13 protein-coding genes are annotated in these 16,538 nt (G+C 65.7%); 9 read left to right on the top strand and 4 right to left on the bottom strand.

What is annotated here, in order from left to right:
• Positions 1-452 precede the first annotated feature (452 nt).
• From SJY41_RS12120 to SJY41_RS12100, 5 genes are all read left to right on the top strand, one after another.
• Positions 453-1,625 (top strand): NAD(P)/FAD-dependent oxidoreductase, encoded by a 1,173-nt coding sequence (locus SJY41_RS12120; RefSeq protein WP_380782018.1) that lies wholly within the window; start codon positions 453-455, stop codon positions 1,623-1,625.
• A 56-nt stretch (positions 1,626-1,681) separates the two neighbouring features.
• Positions 1,682-3,451 (top strand): DEAD/DEAH box helicase, encoded by a 1,770-nt coding sequence (locus tag SJY41_RS12115; protein ID WP_380782017.1) that lies wholly within the window; start codon positions 1,682-1,684, stop codon positions 3,449-3,451.
• Between the two features lie 223 nt (positions 3,452-3,674).
• Entirely contained in the window at positions 3,675-4,145 is a 471-nt protein-coding gene (locus SJY41_RS12110; RefSeq protein ID WP_380782015.1) for a YaiI/YqxD family protein, read from the top strand.
• 96 nt (positions 4,146-4,241) lie between these two features.
• Positions 4,242-5,534, top strand: coding sequence for an Hsp70 family protein (locus SJY41_RS12105; RefSeq protein WP_380784135.1), 1,293 nt, complete (start codon positions 4,242-4,244; stop codon positions 5,532-5,534).
• Positions 5,534-6,205 carry a spermidine synthase gene (locus SJY41_RS12100; RefSeq protein WP_380782014.1) on the top strand — a complete coding sequence of 224 codons (672 nt, stop codon included), beginning with the start codon at positions 5,534-5,536 and terminating at the stop codon, positions 6,203-6,205. The genes SJY41_RS12105 and SJY41_RS12100 overlap by 1 nt, the downstream gene beginning before the upstream one ends.
• On the opposite strand, the gene SJY41_RS12095 is transcribed toward SJY41_RS12100, so the two are convergent.
• Positions 6,192-7,526, bottom strand: coding sequence for a sigma-54-dependent transcriptional regulator (locus SJY41_RS12095; RefSeq protein ID WP_380782012.1), 1,335 nt, complete (start codon positions 7,524-7,526; stop codon positions 6,192-6,194). The genes SJY41_RS12100 and SJY41_RS12095 overlap by 14 nt on opposite strands.
• Complete coding sequence (locus tag SJY41_RS12090) at positions 7,523-9,280, bottom strand: ATP-binding protein (RefSeq protein WP_380782010.1); 1,758 nt, start codon at positions 9,278-9,280, stop codon at positions 7,523-7,525. The genes SJY41_RS12095 and SJY41_RS12090 overlap by 4 nt, the downstream gene beginning before the upstream one ends.
• Before the next feature lie 262 nt (positions 9,281-9,542).
• On the opposite strand from SJY41_RS12090, the gene SJY41_RS12085 reads away from it, so the two are divergent.
• The 4 genes from SJY41_RS12085 (at position 9,543) to SJY41_RS12070 (ending at position 15,013) form a co-directional block, all read left to right on the top strand.
• On the top strand, positions 9,543-10,886 hold the full coding sequence (locus SJY41_RS12085; RefSeq protein WP_380782008.1) for a dicarboxylate/amino acid:cation symporter: 1,344 nt from the start codon (positions 9,543-9,545) through the stop codon (positions 10,884-10,886).
• Between the two features lie 60 nt (positions 10,887-10,946).
• Positions 10,947-12,470 (top strand): alginate export family protein, encoded by a 1,524-nt coding sequence (locus tag SJY41_RS12080; RefSeq protein WP_380784134.1) that lies wholly within the window; start codon positions 10,947-10,949, stop codon positions 12,468-12,470.
• Positions 12,471-12,732: 262 nt separating this feature from the next.
• Positions 12,733-13,929, top strand: coding sequence for an acyl-CoA dehydrogenase family protein (locus tag SJY41_RS12075; protein WP_380784133.1), 1,197 nt, complete (start codon positions 12,733-12,735; stop codon positions 13,927-13,929).
• A gap of 4 nt (positions 13,930-13,933) precedes the next feature.
• Positions 13,934-15,013 carry an acyl-CoA dehydrogenase family protein gene (locus tag SJY41_RS12070; RefSeq protein ID WP_380782006.1) on the top strand — a complete coding sequence of 360 codons (1,080 nt, stop codon included), beginning with the start codon at positions 13,934-13,936 and terminating at the stop codon, positions 15,011-15,013.
• 96 nt (positions 15,014-15,109) lie between these two features.
• On the opposite strand, the gene SJY41_RS12065 is transcribed toward SJY41_RS12070, so the two are convergent.
• Together SJY41_RS12065 and SJY41_RS12060 are read right to left on the bottom strand one after the other, a co-directional pair.
• Positions 15,110-15,481: a hypothetical protein gene (locus SJY41_RS12065; protein WP_380782005.1), complete on the bottom strand. Its 372-nt coding sequence runs from the start codon at positions 15,479-15,481 to the stop codon at positions 15,110-15,112.
• A gap of 51 nt (positions 15,482-15,532) precedes the next feature.
• Positions 15,533-16,450 carry a LysR family transcriptional regulator gene (locus tag SJY41_RS12060; RefSeq protein WP_380782003.1) on the bottom strand — a complete coding sequence of 306 codons (918 nt, stop codon included), beginning with the start codon at positions 16,448-16,450 and terminating at the stop codon, positions 15,533-15,535.
• Positions 16,451-16,538 lie beyond the last annotated feature (88 nt).

The following is a 16,538-nucleotide window of genomic DNA, read 5'->3' as shown; positions in this document are numbered from 1 at the left end:
AGGGTTGGGTGAGGGGCTGTTCCGGGTGGTGCACTGCTTGGCTGCCCCTCACCCCGGCCCTCTCCCCGGAGGGGAGAGGGAGTAGAAGGGGGCTGGCGCTCCGCCATGTTCAACGGCGCCATCGGAGACTGTGGCTCTTCCACACGTCACCATCTCCGTTGCCACCACCCCGGCGAAGGCCGGGGCCCAGTTGGAAAGGTTGCTGTAACAAGGCGAAACTTACGTAACTGGCGTCTCCCAACTGGGCCCCGGCCTCCGCCGGGGAGGTGCCTCTCCGGGGTGTTGGAAGGCTATACAACAGTAGATCATTATCTATGTGGCTGATCCCGAACGCGCTACAGCGGCCCCCCCTTCTTGTTCTCCCGCGAAGGCGGGAGCCCAGTCTGGGTCCCCGCCTTCGCGGGGAAACATTCTAATTGGTGGCTGCTGACCTGGGCCGCACGGAGCGACACTTGTCCGAATACGACGCGATAATCCTCGGGGCAGGCGCCGCCGGCCTCATGTGCGCTGCCGTCGCCGGCCAGCGCGGGCGGAAGATCCTGCTCGTCGATCACGCCGACCAGGTGGGCAAGAAGATCCTGATCTCCGGCGGGGGGCGGTGCAATTTCACCAACGTCCACACCGCCGCGGACCGCTACATCTCCGCCAACCCGCACTTCGCCAAGTCCGCGCTTGGCCGGTACACCGCGCAGGATTTTCTCGCGCTCGTCGAATCCTACGGCATCGCGTGGCACGAGAAGACGCTCGGGCAACTCTTCTGCGACGGCTCGGCGCGGCAGATCGTCGATATGCTGCTCGACGAATGCGACAAGGGGCGGGTCGACCTGTCGCTCGGACGCGCTGTCACCGGCGTGGATCACGCAGACGGCCGCTACCGTGTCTCGCTCGACGGCCGCACTGTCACTGCACCGGCGCTCGTCATCGCCACCGGTGGGCCATCGATCCCGAAGATGGGCGCGACTGGGTTCGCCTATGACCTCGCACGCCAGTTCGGATTGAAGATCGTCGAGCCACGCCCCGCACTCGTCCCGCTCACGCTCGGCGGCGACGAGACGCTGTTCCGCGAACTGTCGGGAGTCGCCGCTGAAGTCGTTGCGACCGCCGGCAAGACCGCGTTTCGCGAAGCGGCGCTGTTCACGCACCGCGGTCTGTCCGGGCCCGCCATCCTCCAGGTGTCGTCTTACTGGCGCAACGGTCAGCCCGTCGGCATCGATTTCCTGCCCGATCGCGAGTCCGGCTGGCTGCCCGCCGCCAAGCGTACCACGCCGCGCGCAACCCTCCGAAAGCTGATCGGCGGCACGCTTCCTGACCGACTCGCGGAGACTTTGAGCGAGCGATTGGGCATGACGAGTGAAATCTCGGCGCTCACCGATCGCAAGCTCCAGGACGCTGAACGTGCGCTAAGCCATTGGCAATTCACGCCAAATGGATCGGAAGGCTATGCCAAGGCCGAGGTCACCGCGGGCGGAATCAGCACTGCGGAACTCTCCTCGCAAACAATGCAAGCCAAACGCGTACCAATGCTGTATGCAGTCGGCGAAGCGGTCGATGTCACAGGGTGGCTCGGCGGCTACAACTTCCAATGGGCATGGGCGAGCGGGTGGGCCGCGGGTCAAGTCCTGTAGGGACAACCTTGCCAGTGCCTTGCCGTTGCGTAAGCCGGCCACCAATTAGGACGTACATGCCTTTTACAAATATTCCGTCGCTTCTTTCCGAAGCGCTCGCCGCGCGTGGGTATACCGCGCTTACCCCCGTCCAGAGCCACGTGATCGAGGACAATGCGATTGGTCGCGACCTGATCGTGTCCGCGCAGACCGGCTCGGGCAAGACCGTTGCGTTCGGCCTGGCAATGGCCGGCGAACTGCTCGGCGAACCGGGTGAGGACGGCGTCCAGCGCCTGCCAGCACCGCACAAGCCGCTCGTCCTCTGCATCGCGCCGACTCGCGAACTCGCACTCCAGGTCAGCCGCGAGCTTATGTGGCTCTACGCCAAGGCCGGTGCGCGCATCTCGACCTGCGTCGGCGGGATGGACGCCTCGAAGGAGCGTCGTTCGCTCGCACATGGCGCGCATATCGTCGTCGGTACGCCGGGCCGTCTGCGCGATCACCTCGAGCGTGGCGCGCTCGACTTGTCGGCTCTGAAGGTCGCGGTGCTCGACGAGGCCGACGAGATGCTCGACATGGGTTTCCGCGAGGACCTCGAGCAGATCCTCGACGCGTCGCCTGAATCGCGCCGCACGCTGCTGTTCTCGGCGACGATGCCGCGGCCGATCGTCGCGCTTGCCAAGCGTTACCAGAAGGACGCCCTGCGGATTTCGACCGTCGGCGAGGATCGCGGTCATGGCGATATCTCGTACCAGGCCGTCACGGTCTCGCCGTCCGAAATCGAGCATGCGGTGATCAACCTGCTGCGCTTCCACGAGGCGGAGACGGCGATGCTGTTCTGCGCGACGCGTGACAATGTGCGCCATCTGCATGCCAGCTTGGTCGAGCGTGGCTTTGCCGCCGTGGCGCTGTCGGGCGAGCATTCGCAGAACGAGCGTAACGCGGCGCTTCAGGCTCTGCGCGACCGTCGTGCGCGTGTCTGCGTTGCCACGGACGTTGCTGCACGCGGTATCGATCTGCCGACGCTGAGCCTCGTCGTTCACGTCGAGCTGCCGCGCGATGCCGAGACGCTCCAGCATCGCTCGGGTCGTACCGGCCGTGCGGGCAAGAAGGGCACCGCCGTCCTGATCGTGCCGTTCCCACGCCGTCGTCGTGTCGAAATGATGCTCCGTGGTGCGAAGATCAACGCGGAGTGGGTCAACGCCCCGACCGCGGAAGACATCCGCAAGAACGACCACGAGCGGCTGATCGGCATGCTGTTGCAGCCGGTCGAGGTCGAGGAGGAGGATCGCGCACTCGCCGTCCGCCTTATGGCCGAGAAGACGCCGGAGGATATCGCCGCCGCGCTGGTGCACATGCACCGTTCGACGATGCCGCAGGCCGAGGACCTGATCGATCAGAGCAAGCAGTCGGTGAGCGACGATCGTTCGCAGGGGCCGCGCGCGGGCTTCGAGGACACCGTCTGGTTCCGGATGGACATCGGTCGTCGCCAGAACGCGGATCCGCGCTGGATTCTGCCGCTGATCTGCCGTCGCGGGCACATCACCAAGTCCGAGATCGGTGCGATCCGGATCGGCCCGAACGAGACGGCGTTCGAGATTCCGCGCGCGGTGGCGTCGCGCTTCTCGGCGGCTATCCAGCGTACGGCGCAGGCTGGCGAGGAAGAGAGCGGCGTGGCGATCGAGGCGATGCAGGGTGCGCCGGAGAGCGGTGCACGGCATGACGGCGGCGGCGGAGGTCGCAGCAATGCAAGCGGCCCACGCTCGACGCTGCACCGTGCGGCACCGCGCGGCGGTCCGGCTCCTGCGCGGAAGCCGCCGTATCGTGGTAATCGCGAACGTAGCTGAGCGACCCGCCTTCCGTTCGTGCTGAGCGAAGTCGAAGCATCCCCGTTTGGGGCACACCCTTCGACTTCGCTCGGGGCGAACGGGGATGGGACGGTACCAACCGCATCCAACTCCGGGATCCTGACGAAAGTCAGGATCCCGGGTAATTATCGCCGCTCTGCTTATCCTGGATCCTGACTTTCGTCAGGATGACTGGACGGGTAGGGTGGTTCGTGAAATGTCGATGACGAACTTGCCTGCAACCGCGATCCGCATCCTCGTCGACGCCGACGCATGTCCCGTCAAAGACGAGATCTACAAGGTCGCGTGGCGCCATGAGGTGCCCGTGACGATCGTCGCCAACAACCATTTCCGCATCCCCGTCCACCCGCTGATCTCGCGCGTCGTGGTCAGCGACGGGTTCGACGCGGCCGACGACTGGATCGCCGAACAGGCCGACGCGAAGTCGGTCGTGATCACCGCCGACATTCTCCTCGCCGACCGTTGCGTGAAGGCCGGCGCGACCGTGCTGGCGAACACCGGCAAGCCGTTCACCACCAGCTCGATCGGCGGCGCGATCGCCACGCGCGCGATCATGGCTGACCTGCGCGCTGGCGGCGACGTGATCGGCGGACCGGCGCCATTCTCGAAGACCGACCGGTCGAGTTTCCTGTCCGCACTCGATGCGGCTCTGGTCCGGTTGAAGCGTCGCTAAGCACGCGCCATCTGCCCCGGAACCGACTTTAGCGGTTGCCATCCCACACCCCGCATCGGCATAGGCGCGCGTTCATCAAAGGACGACGCGATGCAGATGGACGCTGGCGGCCCCGCGCTGGGGCTGGATTTCGGCACGACCAACAGCGTCGTGGCGATCGGGACGCCCGGCGGGACACCCGAACTGGTGACGTTCGAAGCGCCGGCCGAGACGAGCCCGGTGTTCCGATCGGCGCTGTGCTTCTGGCAGGACGACAGCGGCAAGGGGCTCGCGTCGGATGCTGGGCCGTGGGCGATCGCCGAATATATGGAATACCCGCTCGACAGCCGGTTCATCCAGTCGTTCAAGTCGGTCGCGGCGATGAAGACGTTCGAGCAGGCCTCGGTCTTCGACAAGCGATACCGGTTCGAGGAGATGGGCCAGCTGTTCCTCGAAAAGCTGATCGCGCACGCGGGCGGCAAGCTCGACACGCGGCCACACCGGATCGTCGTCGGGCGCCCGGTCGAATATGCCGGTGCGCGGCCTGATGAGTCGCTCGCGCGGACCCGCTACGACGCGATGTTCAAGGGCTTTGGTGCCGAGATCCATTACGTCTACGAACCGCTGGGCGCCGCCTATAGCTACGCCACGCGGCTGACCGAGCCGGCGACCATTCTGGTGGCGGATTTCGGTGGTGGTACAAGCGACTTTTCGGTGGTGCGAGTGGCCGAGCCGGGTGCCGCGCGACGCTGCACGCCGCTCGGCCATGCCGGTATCGGGATCGCCGGTGATCGGTTCGACTACCGGATCCTCGACCGGCTGGTGCTACCGATGCTGGGCAAGGGTGGCGCGTACAAGTCGTTCGGCAAGGAGCTGGAGATCCCGCGCGCCTATTTCGCCGACTTCGCGGACTGGTCGCGGCTGGCGCTGATGCGCAACCGCAAGACGATGACCGAGCTGGGGCGGTTGCAGAAGACCGCGGTCGATCCGGACGCGATCGGGCGGATGATCGCGGTGATCGAGAACGAACTCGGCTATCCGCTGTACGACGCGGTCGGCTCGCTCAAGCGCGCGCTGTCGAGCGGCGAGGATGCGCATTTCCACTTTGCGGGGGCGGGGCTGGAGATCGAGGCGGACGTCACGCGCGAGCAGTTCGAGGGATGGATCGCCGATGACGTCGCGCGGATCGAGGCGACCGTCGACCGCGCGCTGGCGGTGGCGAACGTCGGCGGCGGCGATATCGACCGGGTGTTCCTGACCGGCGGCTCGTCGTTGATCCCGCGGGTGCGCGACATCTTCGTCCAGCGGTTCGGCGATGCGGCGATCATGAGCGGCGGCGAGCTGACCTCGATCGCGCACGGGCTCGCGCTGATCGGCGAGCAGGACGACATCGCGGCCTGGTCCGCCTGATGGTCCCGCGCATACTCCTGGGGACGGCGCAGGTGCCGGACGGTGGCGAACTGCGGCTGCTGCAACGTGGCGCCGAATTCTCGATCATGCTCGGCGCGAACGAGTTGATGAACAGCCGGCTGAGCGGATCGGAAGAAGCGCTGGCGGAGCAGGCGTGCGACCGGCTGGGGGACCGGCCGGGCTTGCGGATGCTGATCGGCGGCCTCGGCATGGGCTTTACCCTTCGCGCGGCGCTGGCTCGGCTTGGCCCTGACGCCGAGGTGGCGGTCGCGGAGATCGTCCCCGCGGTGATCGAGTGGGCACGCGGGCCGATGGCAGCGCTGCACGGCGACAGCCTGACCGATCCGCGGACCCGCATGGTCGAAGGTGACGTCGCCGCGGCGATTGCGGAGGGGGATTGGGACGCGATCCTGCTCGACGTCGACAACGGTCCCGACGGACTGTCGCGCCCCGGCAACGATCGGCTGTATGGCGCGCGCGGACTGGTCCTGGCTCGCGCGGCACTGCGTCCCGGCGGGGTGCTCGCGATATGGTCCTCGGCGCCGAGCAAACCCTTCTCCAACCGCCTCGTGGAAGCAGGCTTCGCGGTCGACGAGGTCATCGCGCGTGCGACCCGCAAGGGCGGCGCGCGCCATACGATCTGGTTCGCGACGAAGCTCAGCCCCGCATAGGACGATAGGCTTCGACGTCGATGTCGTGCCGCTTCAGCTTGTCGTAGAAGGTCTTTCGCGGAATGCCGAGCGCCGCCAGTGCCGAACGGACGTCGCCGTTCACCTGTTGTAGCGTGGCGCGGATCGTCGCCTCTTCGAACCGGTCGACGCGGGCGGGAAGAGGAACGTCGGAGCCTTCTTCAGGTGCCGCGTCGCCGATGCCAAGCACCAGTCGCTTGGCCAGATTGTCGAGCTCACGGACGTTGCCCGGCCAGTCGTGATGGACCAGATGAGCGTGCGTGGCCGTGTCGACGGTCGGCACGTCGCGGCCGAACCTGTCGGCCGCCTGCCGCAACAGATGCCCGAACAGCAACGGCACGTCATCGCGACGCTCACGGAGCGGAGGCACGCGCAATCGCACCGCGTCGAGCCGGAAGAGCAGGTCGGCACGAAACCGGCCCGTCGCCACCGCCTGTTCGAGTCCGGGTTTGGCAGCGGCGATCACGCGCAGGTCCAGCGCACGCGGTTGTGCGGCGCCGATCGGCATGATCTCGCGTTCCTCCAGCACACGCAACAGCTTGGCCTGGAAGGGCGGCAGCGTGCTCTCGATCTCGTCGAGGAACAACGTGCCGCGGTGCGATGCCTCGATCCGTCCGGTCCGTGCGAGCCGCGATTGCGGGATGGCGTCGGCTTCGTGGCCGAACAACTCGATCTCGGCCACGGCTTCGGGCAACGCCGCGCAGTTGACCGCGACGAACGGCCGCGACCGCCGGCTGCTCCAGCGATGCAACAGGATGGCGACCAGTTCCTTGCCCGTCCCCGTCTCGCCTTCGATCAGGACGTCGATATCGGCCTGCGCGATCTGCCGCATGGTGTCACGCAGGCGAACCATCACCGGCGTGTCGCCGATCAGCAGGTCGCTGCCGATGCTGTCTTCCACCGCGCTCCGCAACCGGCGGTTGTCGAGCACCAGCCGCCGCATCTCCAGCGCTCGACGGGTGCTAGCGACGAGATGGTCGGTCGCGAACGGCTTTGGAATGAAGTCGAACGCGCCGGTCTTGAGCGCCGCAACCGCCATCGCGACGTCGCCGTGTCCGGTCATCAGCAAGACGGGAATCTCGTGGTCGATCGTCGAAATGCGGCGGAAGAGTTCGAGACCATCCATTCTCGGCATGCGAATGTCCGATACGACGGCACCATCGAACCCTGCATCGATCCGCGCGAGTGCCGCTACCGGGTCCCGTTCCGCGATGACCGCAAGGCCGGCCAGTTCGAACGACTGCTCGAGCGCGCTGCGCAGCACGTCGTCGTCGTCCACCAGGAGTATGGTCTGTTCGGTCATGCGCTTTTCAGGATCATTTCGAAGGTTGCGCCCGTCGGCGTGGAGATGAGTTCGAGCGTGCCGCCGAACTCGGTCATGATGTCGCGCGCGATGCCGAGACCGAGGCCGAGGCCTTCAGGCTTGCTGGTCGCAAACGGCGTGAACAGGTCGTCGACGATCGCCGGGTCGATACCGGGCCCGTTGTCCGAGACCCGAAGTATGATCGTGCTGCCTCGGCGTTCGGCGGTGACGCCGACACGGGCGGTTGGCACGCGCCCGACCGCGTCGAGGGCGTTCTGGAGAAGGTTCACCAGCACCTGTTCCAGGCGGACCCGGCCGGCAATGACGGTGACGCGTGCTTCGGGGCCCGTCGGTAGGTCGAGCGCGACGCCCTGCACCCGAAAGCGGTCGGCGATCAGCAGCCGAACGCCGTCGATCGCCGCGTCGAGCGGGACCGGGCCGATCGAGCCCGCGCCACGCCGGGCATAGCGTCGCAGCCCGTCGGTGATCGTGCCGATCCGACCGGTCAGATCGACGATCGCGAGCAGGTTGCTCTCCGCCCGGTCCTGACGACCGCGTGCGAGGAAGGCGGCGGCGTTGTCGGCAAAGGTGCGGATCGCGGCGACCGGCTGGTTGATCTCGTGCGCGACGCTCGCGGTGATCGTGCCGATCGAGCCGACGCGGTTGGCGTGGGCGAGTTCCTCGCGCGCCTGGCGGAAGCGTTGATCGGCAGCCTTACGTTGCTCGATCTCGATCTGAAGGCGGTCGGCGGTCGCGCGCAACTCGGCGGTGCGTCGAGCGACTTCGGATTCGAGCAGCGCGCGCGAGCGTCCGGCGCGACGGCGCCGCGCGAGCATCCACCCGGCGGCCAGCATCGCGCTTGCGAGCAATAACGCGACGACCGCCGTAGCGGTGCGGGTGCGGGCAACGGCAATGCGCCATGCACCGTCGAGAGGTTCCATATGCACGAGCCGCCAGCCGGTAGCCGGAACCGGCAGCGATACCGCGACCGCCGGCGCTCCGCCAGGCAGGAGCGAGCGGTCGCCCGCCACGCGCAGGGGCGCTGGCGAAAGCGTTGACCTGCCGAATTGGCGAGCCTCGACAACGGCAGCGCGGCGTTCGGCAGGCAGACGAGAGACCGTCCGAAACTGAAGCGCGGGGTCGCTCGCGATCAGGATCACGCCATCGCGATCGACGACGAAGGTCGCCATGTGGTCCTGGATCCAGGCACGCGCGATCTTCTCGAACTCGACCTTCACCACGACGACGCCCAGTGGCACGCCCCCGCGGTCAATCCGGCGCGAGAGATAGACGCCGGCGCGACCACTGACGGTCCCGAGCGCGAAGAACTCCGTCGAGCCTTCCCGCATCGCCTTGGTGTAATAGTCGCGAAAGCGGTAATCCTGCCCGAGAAAGCTGTCCGGGCGCCCGGCGTTCGACGCCGCGATCGTGATGCCCCTGGTATCCAAAGCGTAGATTACCGGCGCGCCGGTTCGCGCGGCGAGGAGCGCGAGCTTTGCGTTCAGCGCATCGTCGACCTTGCCTGATGCCAACGCGGCACGAACGTCCGGATATTCGCCCAGCATGATCGGCAGGAGGCGGAACGTCTGCAGCGCCGCCTCCAGCAATCGAAGGTTGTCACGTGTCTGTTGTAGCGCGCGCAAGCGAACCGTGGTGGTCGCGTCGCTGGCGGCCCGATTGGCATAGACCTGGGCGAATGCAGCGACGAACAGCGCAGCAAGTATGATCGCAACGATGAAGGGGAGGCCGCGCACCGAGGACCGCGGCGATGCTGGCCGCGACGATCGAGCAACAAAAGGCGCACGGACACTCATCTGTGCGGATTACCACACAACGCAATCTTCGGCCATGTCGATTTGCGCTCAACTTTCGGTGAGTCGAATGTCGGGTATGATAAAAAATGCCGATAAATCAACTCGTTGTAGTCGCTTATCGTGACTCTTGTCGGATGGGGAGATGACGGCGCATAAACCGCACATTGGGGACGCACCTTAGAGAGTGCGCCGCGTGCAGGAGATGACAGTGACACCATCCGAAACCTATGCCGTAGCGGAAACGCCGCGACGCAAGCGCTGGACCGGGCAGCTATACCTGCAGGTGCTGGTCGCGATCGTGCTCGGCGCGGCGCTCGGGCATTTCTATCCGACGTACGGCGCGGCGCTCAAGCCGCTCGGCGACGCTTTCATCAAGCTGGTGAAGATGATCATCGCGCCCGTGATTTTCCTGACGCTGGTCACCGGTATCGCCGGGATGAAGGAACTGGGCTCGGTCGGTCGCGTCGCTGGCAAGGCGTTCGCGTACTTTCTCTTCTTCTCGACGCTGGCGCTGATCGTCGGCTTGATCGTCGCCAACGTGATCCAGCCGGGTGCGGGCATGAACGTCGACGTCGGCTCGCTCGATGCCGCCTCGATCGCCGAATATTCGCACAAGGCGCACGAGACGACGATCACCGGGTTCCTGATGAGCATCATCCCGGACACGATGGTCAGCGCGTTCACCGACGGCAACATCCTGCAGATCCTGCTGATCGCGATCCTGTTCGGCATTTCGCTGAGCCTGGTCGGTGAGCCCGCCAAGCCGGTGCTGAACTTCCTCGAGCGCCTCAGCCTGATCGTGTTCCGTCTCGTCGGCATCCTGATGCGCGCAGCCCCGCTCGGCGCGTTCGGTGCGATCGCGTTCACGATCGGCAAATACGGGATCGGCAGCCTCGCCAATCTCGGCGCCTTGGTCGCGACCTTCTATCTCACCTCGGCGCTGTTCGTGTTCCTCGTGCTCGGTACGGTCGGCAAGCTCACCGGTTTTTCGATCTTCAAGCTGCTCCGCTATCTGAAGGCGGAACTGCTGCTGGTGCTCGGCACTTCGTCGTCGGAAGCCGCGCTGCCGAACCTGATCCTGAAGATGGAGGCGGCAGGCTGCGAGAAGTCGATCGTCGGGCTGGTCGTACCGACCGGCTATTCGTTCAATCTCGACGGCACCAACATCTACATGACGCTGGCGGCGCTGTTCATCGCCCAGGCGACCAACACGCATCTGACGCTGGGGCAGGAACTGCTTCTGCTGGTTGTCGCAATGATCTCTTCGAAGGGTGCGGCGGGCGTTACCGGCGCGGGCTTCATCACCTTGGCCGCGACGTTGTCGATCGTGCCGACGGTGCCGATCGCGGGCATGGCGCTGATCCTCGGTGTCGATCGCTTCATGAGCGAGTGCCGCAGCCTGACCAACTTCATCGGCAACGCGGTCGCGACGATCGTCGTCGCCCGCTGGGAAGGCGGTCTCGACCGCGACAAGCTCGATGCCGCGCTGTCGGGCAAGCTGCCCGAGTTCGTGCCCGCACCCCTTGAGGCTGCGCCCGCCCGCTGACGTTTACGGGGCCGGTTCGTCCGGCTCCGCGTCCTGTACCGGAAATTCGATATGACCCCGATGACGATCCGCCGCACGGCGTATGCGGCCGGCTTTGCCGCGTCCGCGATTCTGGCGCTGACTTTCTCCACCACCGCCTCTGCACAGGCCGCGCCTGCGAACCCCACCGGCCGTCCGGCCAAGGAAGCCGCGAACGTGGTCGATGCCTCGCCGATCGCCGAGAGCTACCCCAATGCCGCGATTGGCGATGGTGTAACCTCGGGCGGCTATAACCATTCGCGCTGGGCGGAGGACTGGTCGAAGCTGCGCGATCCGAAGAAGCGCAAGGATCTGGTCGACCAGCTGAAGTTCATCTCGATCGCGGGCGACGGCGACGTGTACCTGACGCTGTCGGGTGAGGCGCGGTTGCGCGTCAACCACGTCACCAACCCCAATCTGCGCGACAGCGAGACGCAACGGCAGGACATCCTGCGCCTGTTCGGCGGCGCCGACCTGCATCTCGGCGAGCATTTCAGGCTGTACGGCGAGCTGGCGCACGGCACGCTGGAAGGCGAGAACCTGGGCACGGTGCTGCCGAACCTGCGCAACAAGCTGGCGGTGCAGCAGGCGTTCGTCGATGTGACGGGGACGGTCGCCGATGTGGACGTCGGGATCCGCTATGGCCGCCAGACATTCGCCGACGGACCGAACCTGCTGGTCGTGCCGCGCGACAACAACACGCTGTATTTCGGCTTCAACGGCTTCCGCGCCTGGGCACGCACCGCTGGCGTGCGTGCGGACGTGTTCGATTTCAAGCCGACGCAATATGGCACCGGTGGTACCGGCGACGAGGGATCGGAAAACGCGCGGCGTTTCTCGGGCATCTCGACCGGTATCGTCGTGCCGGAAACGCTGTTCGGCGAATCGAAGCTTTACGTCGATCCGTTCGTCTGGCGGCTACGCAACCGCGCGGCGGTATGGGGCACGGATACCGCGCGCGAGGTGCGCAATTTCTACGGGGTGCACATCTACGGCGACGCCGGACCCGTGAACCTCGATTGGACGATCAACTATCAGGGCGGCAGCTACGACGACCGATCGATCAAGGCATGGCTGGTGCTGCTCGCGCAGACGTATCAGCTCGGCGAAGGCAAGACCGCGCCGCGCGTCGGCGTCCATGCCGATTATGCGAGCGGGGGCGGGGCGTATGGCAACAGCACGCTGCGCAACGCGCTCGCGCCGTTCGGCAACAACATCTATTACAGCTATCAGCTGTTCGCGACGCCGACCAACCTGATGGCGCTGGCGCCGAATTTCACCTTCAGCGCGTTCAAGAAGCTGCGCGTGACGGCGGAGTATCAGCTGTCGTGGCGCGATACGACGACCGACGCGGTGTACCGCGCGAACGGAACGGCGTTTGCAGGCACGCAGAATGTCGGCGGGCGCAAGATCGCGGACACGATCCGGTTCCAGGCGGTTTATCCCTTCACCACGCGGTTGTCGTTCACCGGGCGCTACGAGCATCTGATCGCGGGACCTGCGCTGAGCAACGCCGGGTATAAGAGCTCCGACTTCCTGGCGGGGTGGATCAGCTACCGGTTCTGACAATCTTATCCCCCCCCGCCAGGGGGAGGTGGCTGGCGCTTGCCAGACGGAGGGGGAGGTAAGCGATACCAGCTGTTCCGTGTCCTCCCCTCCGTCGCCTACGGCGCCACCTCCCCCTGGCAGGGGAGGATCAAGTGCAACGATACCGCGTGGATTAACCTGCGGCATACTCCCTGCACATCGTACGATTTACGCCATACCGGTCCTTCAATTCCGTGGGCGACTGTGGCACATGGGCTCCAACATCAGGAGTCACATGGTCATGGATCTCAGCTTCACGCCCGAGGAAGAGTCGTTCCGCGAAGAAGTTCGCGCATTCTTCCGCGACAAACTGCCCGCTCGCTTGTCGACATTGGTCCGTGAGGGCCGGCGCCTGCGCAAGGCTGACATGGAAGAGTGGCATGCCATCCTCGACGAACGCGGCTGGCTGGCCAACCATTGGCCCGAGGAGTGGGGCGGTCCGGGCTGGAACGTCATCCAGCGGTTCATCTTCGACAATGAATCCGCGCTCGCGCATGCGCCTCGCGTCGTGCCGTTCGGGGTGAACATGCTCGGCCCGGTGCTGATCAAATATGGCTCCGAAGAGCAGAAGAGGCAGTGGCTGCCGCGCATCCTCGACGGTTCCGACTGGTGGTGCCAGGGCTATTCCGAACCGGGTGCAGGCTCCGACCTCGCCGGGCTCAAGACGACCGCGGTCAGGAATGGCGACGTCTATGTCGTCAACGGCCAGAAGACGTGGACGACGCTTGGCCAGCATGCCGACATGATCTTCTGCCTCGTCCGCACCGATGCGACCGCGAAGAAGCAGGAGGGTATCTCGTTCCTGCTGATCGACATGAAGACGCCCGGCATCGAAGTCCGCCCGATCACGCTGATCGACGGCGAGCAGGAGGTGAACGAGGTGTTCTTCACCGATGTCGAGGTGCCTGTCGCCAACCTCGTCGGCGAGGAGAATATGGGCTGGACCTACGCCAAGTATCTGCTGACCTATGAGCGCACCAACATCGCTGGTGTCGGCTTCTCGATCGCCTCGTTCGAGCGGCTGAAGGAGGTTGCGCAGGAGCAGAAGAAGGGCGGTCGTGCGCTCGCCGACGATCCGTTGTTCGCGGCCAGGATGGCGCGGGTCGAGATCGACTTGGCCAACATGCAGACCACCAACCTCCGTGTGCTCGCGGCAGTTGCGGGCGGTGGGGTCCCGGGCGCGGAGAGCTCGATGCTCAAGATCAAGGGCACCGAGATCCGCCAGGAGATCACCTCGCTCACCCGCCGTGCGTACGGCTCCTACGCCGCACCCTACATACCCGAAGCTCTGGAAGCCGGGTGGAACGGCGAGCCGGTCGGGCCCGACGACGCTGCGACCGCGGCACCGAGCTATTTCAACAACCGGAAGCTGTCGATCTTCGGCGGATCGAACGAGATCCAGAAGAACATCATTTCCAAAGCCATCCTGGGTCTGTGATCACATGAACTTCGAACACACCGACGATCGCCGCATGCTGGCCGACACGCTCGTGCGGGCACTGCGTGATGGGTACTCGATCGAGACGCGTAACGCGGGCGCGTACAGCGAGGCGGGATATGATCCGGCGATCTGGCGGCAGTTGAGCGAACTTGGCATCGTGTCTGCCCTGTTCGACGAGGCGGCAGGCGGCTTCGGCGGCAGCGGGTTCGACATCATGGTGGTGTTCGAGGCACTCGGCCGCGCGCTGGTGGTCGAGCCGTTCCTGGGCGCGCTGATGGCGGGCCGTGCGCTGGCCGTGGCCGGCGGGCAGGACGAGACGCTCGCCGCGATCGTGTCGGGCGAGACGATCGCTGCGTTTGCGCATGAGGATGCGGGGACGCCGGTGACCGCGACGAAGAGTGGCGATGGTTGGACGCTCAGCGGGACCAAGGCAGTCGTGCATCAGGCGGGTGCCGCGTCGGTGTTCGTCGTGACGGTCGAGCAGGACGACCCGCTCGTATTCCTCGTTCCTGCCGATGCGGCTGGGGTATCGGTTCGCGGCTACAACGTCGTCGAGGGCGGCGGTGCGGGGGAGGTCACGTTCGACGGCGTGACGCTCGGTAGCGATGCGCGCATCGGCGGTGACGGGCAGGGGCGTGCGATCGTCGATGCCGCGGTCGGGGCCGGGTTGCTCGCGCTGTCGGCCGAGGCGGTCGGGGCGATGGAGTTCGTGAAGGAGGCTACGCTAGGCTACCTCCGCGACCGGAAACAGTTCGGTATCCCGATCGGCAAGTTCCAGGCGCTCCAGCACCGTATGGCGACCGTGTTGCTGGAGATCGAGCAGGCGCACTCCGCCGTCATCAATGCGGCCTCGGCGTTCGATAGTGACGATGCGAAGGCGCGCGAACGGGCACTGTCGGCAGCGAAATATACGATCGGGCGGACTGGCGCGCTGGTCGCGGAGGAAGCGATCCAGCTCCACGGCGGCATCGGCATGACGTGGGAATATGCGGTGTCGCACTATGCCAAGCGCCTGGTCATGATCGATCACCAGCTCGGCGATGAGGACTACCACCTGCAACGCTACATCGCGCTCGGTTAAAGCGCCGATACATTCGGTTCTCCCGCGAAAGCGGGAGCCCAGGGTAGCGGACGATATCGTTTGTGGCACTGGGCCCCCGCTTTCGCGGGGGATCAGTCAGATGACTGGTTCTGCCGGCTGGACAAAGGCACTGCCGACCGAACCCGGCTTTACCGTCACCCGCTGCACGATCATCGGCCGCAATCGCACCCCGAGGCAGATCACCGTCGGCCAGAGCAACGTGTTGAGGATATCCAGCGAGGTATCCTCCCAGCGCCAGGAGCCGAAATTCAGCCGGTCCATGATCTCGTTGAACGCCTCGCCGGCCGCGACGACGTACCACGGAATGAACGTCCCGAACGACCGCCGCGTGATCAGCCGCGCGATCATCAGCAGCAGCATGCCCGCGTGAACGTGCAGGATTGTGTCGGGCAGGCCGGTACCGTCGCCGATCCAGTCGATCATGTCGTGATAGAGTTTGGGGATCAACGTGGTGCTCCGGGTCGGCGATGCTGCCGTGCAACATAGGCTATACGGCGCTCAGTTCGGAGCGGCAATCCGGGGAGAACCCGCACCGATCATCAACGGCTTCAATTCGCCGATGGTCGCGTCCAGCCAGGCGATGAACCGGTCAATCCGCGCGATCCGCCGGACGTCGCGGTGGACGACCAGCCAGAAGGAGCGCGCGATGTCCACCGCTTCGGGCAGGACGCGGACCAGGCCCGGTATCTGGTCGCCGATGAAGCACGGCAGGATACCACAGCCCGCTCCCGCCGCGATCAGTTCGGCCTGCGCGACGATGCTCGAACTGCGTATAGAGGCGTCGAGGCGCCCGTCGATCTCCGCCAGATAGCGGAGTTCGGGGGCGTAGATCATGTCCGGTACGTACCCGATCAGCCGGTGGCGCATCAGGTCGGCGGTGGACGCGATCGGCCCCGTCCGCGCAAGATGATCGAGGTGGGCGTAGAGCCCGAGATGATAGTCGGTGAGCTTGCGCGCCACCAGCGGGCCGCTCTTCGGCCGCGCGAGCATCACTGCGATGTCCGCCTCGCGCCGCGACGGATTGAGGAAGCCGGTCGAGGCGATCAGGTCCACCGCGATGCGCGGGTGCTGGTTGGTGAACGAGGCGAGGCGGGGCGCTAGGATGCGGCTGCCGAACCCTTCGGAGACGCTTAATCGGATAGGTCCCGCGAGTACCCCTGCATCATTGCCGACCACTTCCTGGATCCCGAGCGCGGACGCCTCCATCGTCTCGGCATGGTCGAGCAGGGCGGATCCGCGTTCGGTCAGCGCGTAGCCGGCGACGGTCTGCTCGAACAGCGTCGTCTGGAGCCGCCGCTCCAGCCGTTGCAGCCGCCGGGAAACCGTCGTCGCGTCCTGCCCGAGTAGTTTCGCCGCTGGCCCGAGCCGGTGCGTGCGCGCCAGGGCCAGGAAATACCGGACATCGTCCCAATCCATGAACGCCTCACCCTATGCTGCATATCTGCAGAGCGAATCTGCAAACAGCCACACTTGGCTGCGAAACGCTTATGGCCGACGGTGCACG

It is taken from the genome of Sphingomonas sp. R86520 (genome assembly GCF_042466285.1).
In the GTDB taxonomy this organism is placed as follows: domain Bacteria; phylum Pseudomonadota; class Alphaproteobacteria; order Sphingomonadales; family Sphingomonadaceae; genus Sphingomonas.
This window is presented reverse-complemented; position numbering and strand designations above follow the sequence as displayed.

Bases quoted from the DNA above. Each gene is read 5' to 3' on its own strand.
- SJY41_RS12080 (WP_380784134.1), top strand. From the start codon at position 10,947: ATGACGATCCGCCGCACGGCGTATGCGGCCGGCTTTGCCGCGTCCGCG.
- SJY41_RS12085 (WP_380782008.1), top strand. From the start codon at position 9,543: ATGACAGTGACACCATCCGAAACCTATGCCGTAGCGGAAACGCCGCGA.
- SJY41_RS12070 (WP_380782006.1), top strand. From the start codon at position 13,934: ATGAACTTCGAACACACCGACGATCGCCGCATGCTGGCCGACACGCTC.
- SJY41_RS12110 (WP_380782015.1), top strand. From the start codon at position 3,675: ATGACGAACTTGCCTGCAACCGCGATCCGCATCCTCGTCGACGCCGAC.
- SJY41_RS12100 (WP_380782014.1), top strand. From the start codon at position 5,534: ATGGTCCCGCGCATACTCCTGGGGACGGCGCAGGTGCCGGACGGTGGC.
- SJY41_RS12075 (WP_380784133.1), top strand. From the start codon at position 12,733: ATGGATCTCAGCTTCACGCCCGAGGAAGAGTCGTTCCGCGAAGAAGTT.
- SJY41_RS12115 (WP_380782017.1), top strand. From the start codon at position 1,682: ATGCCTTTTACAAATATTCCGTCGCTTCTTTCCGAAGCGCTCGCCGCG.
- SJY41_RS12060 (WP_380782003.1), bottom strand. From the start codon at position 16,450: ATGGATTGGGACGATGTCCGGTATTTCCTGGCCCTGGCGCGCACGCAC.
- SJY41_RS12095 (WP_380782012.1), bottom strand. From the start codon at position 7,526: ATGACCGAACAGACCATACTCCTGGTGGACGACGACGACGTGCTGCGC.
- SJY41_RS12105 (WP_380784135.1), top strand. From the start codon at position 4,242: ATGGACGCTGGCGGCCCCGCGCTGGGGCTGGATTTCGGCACGACCAAC.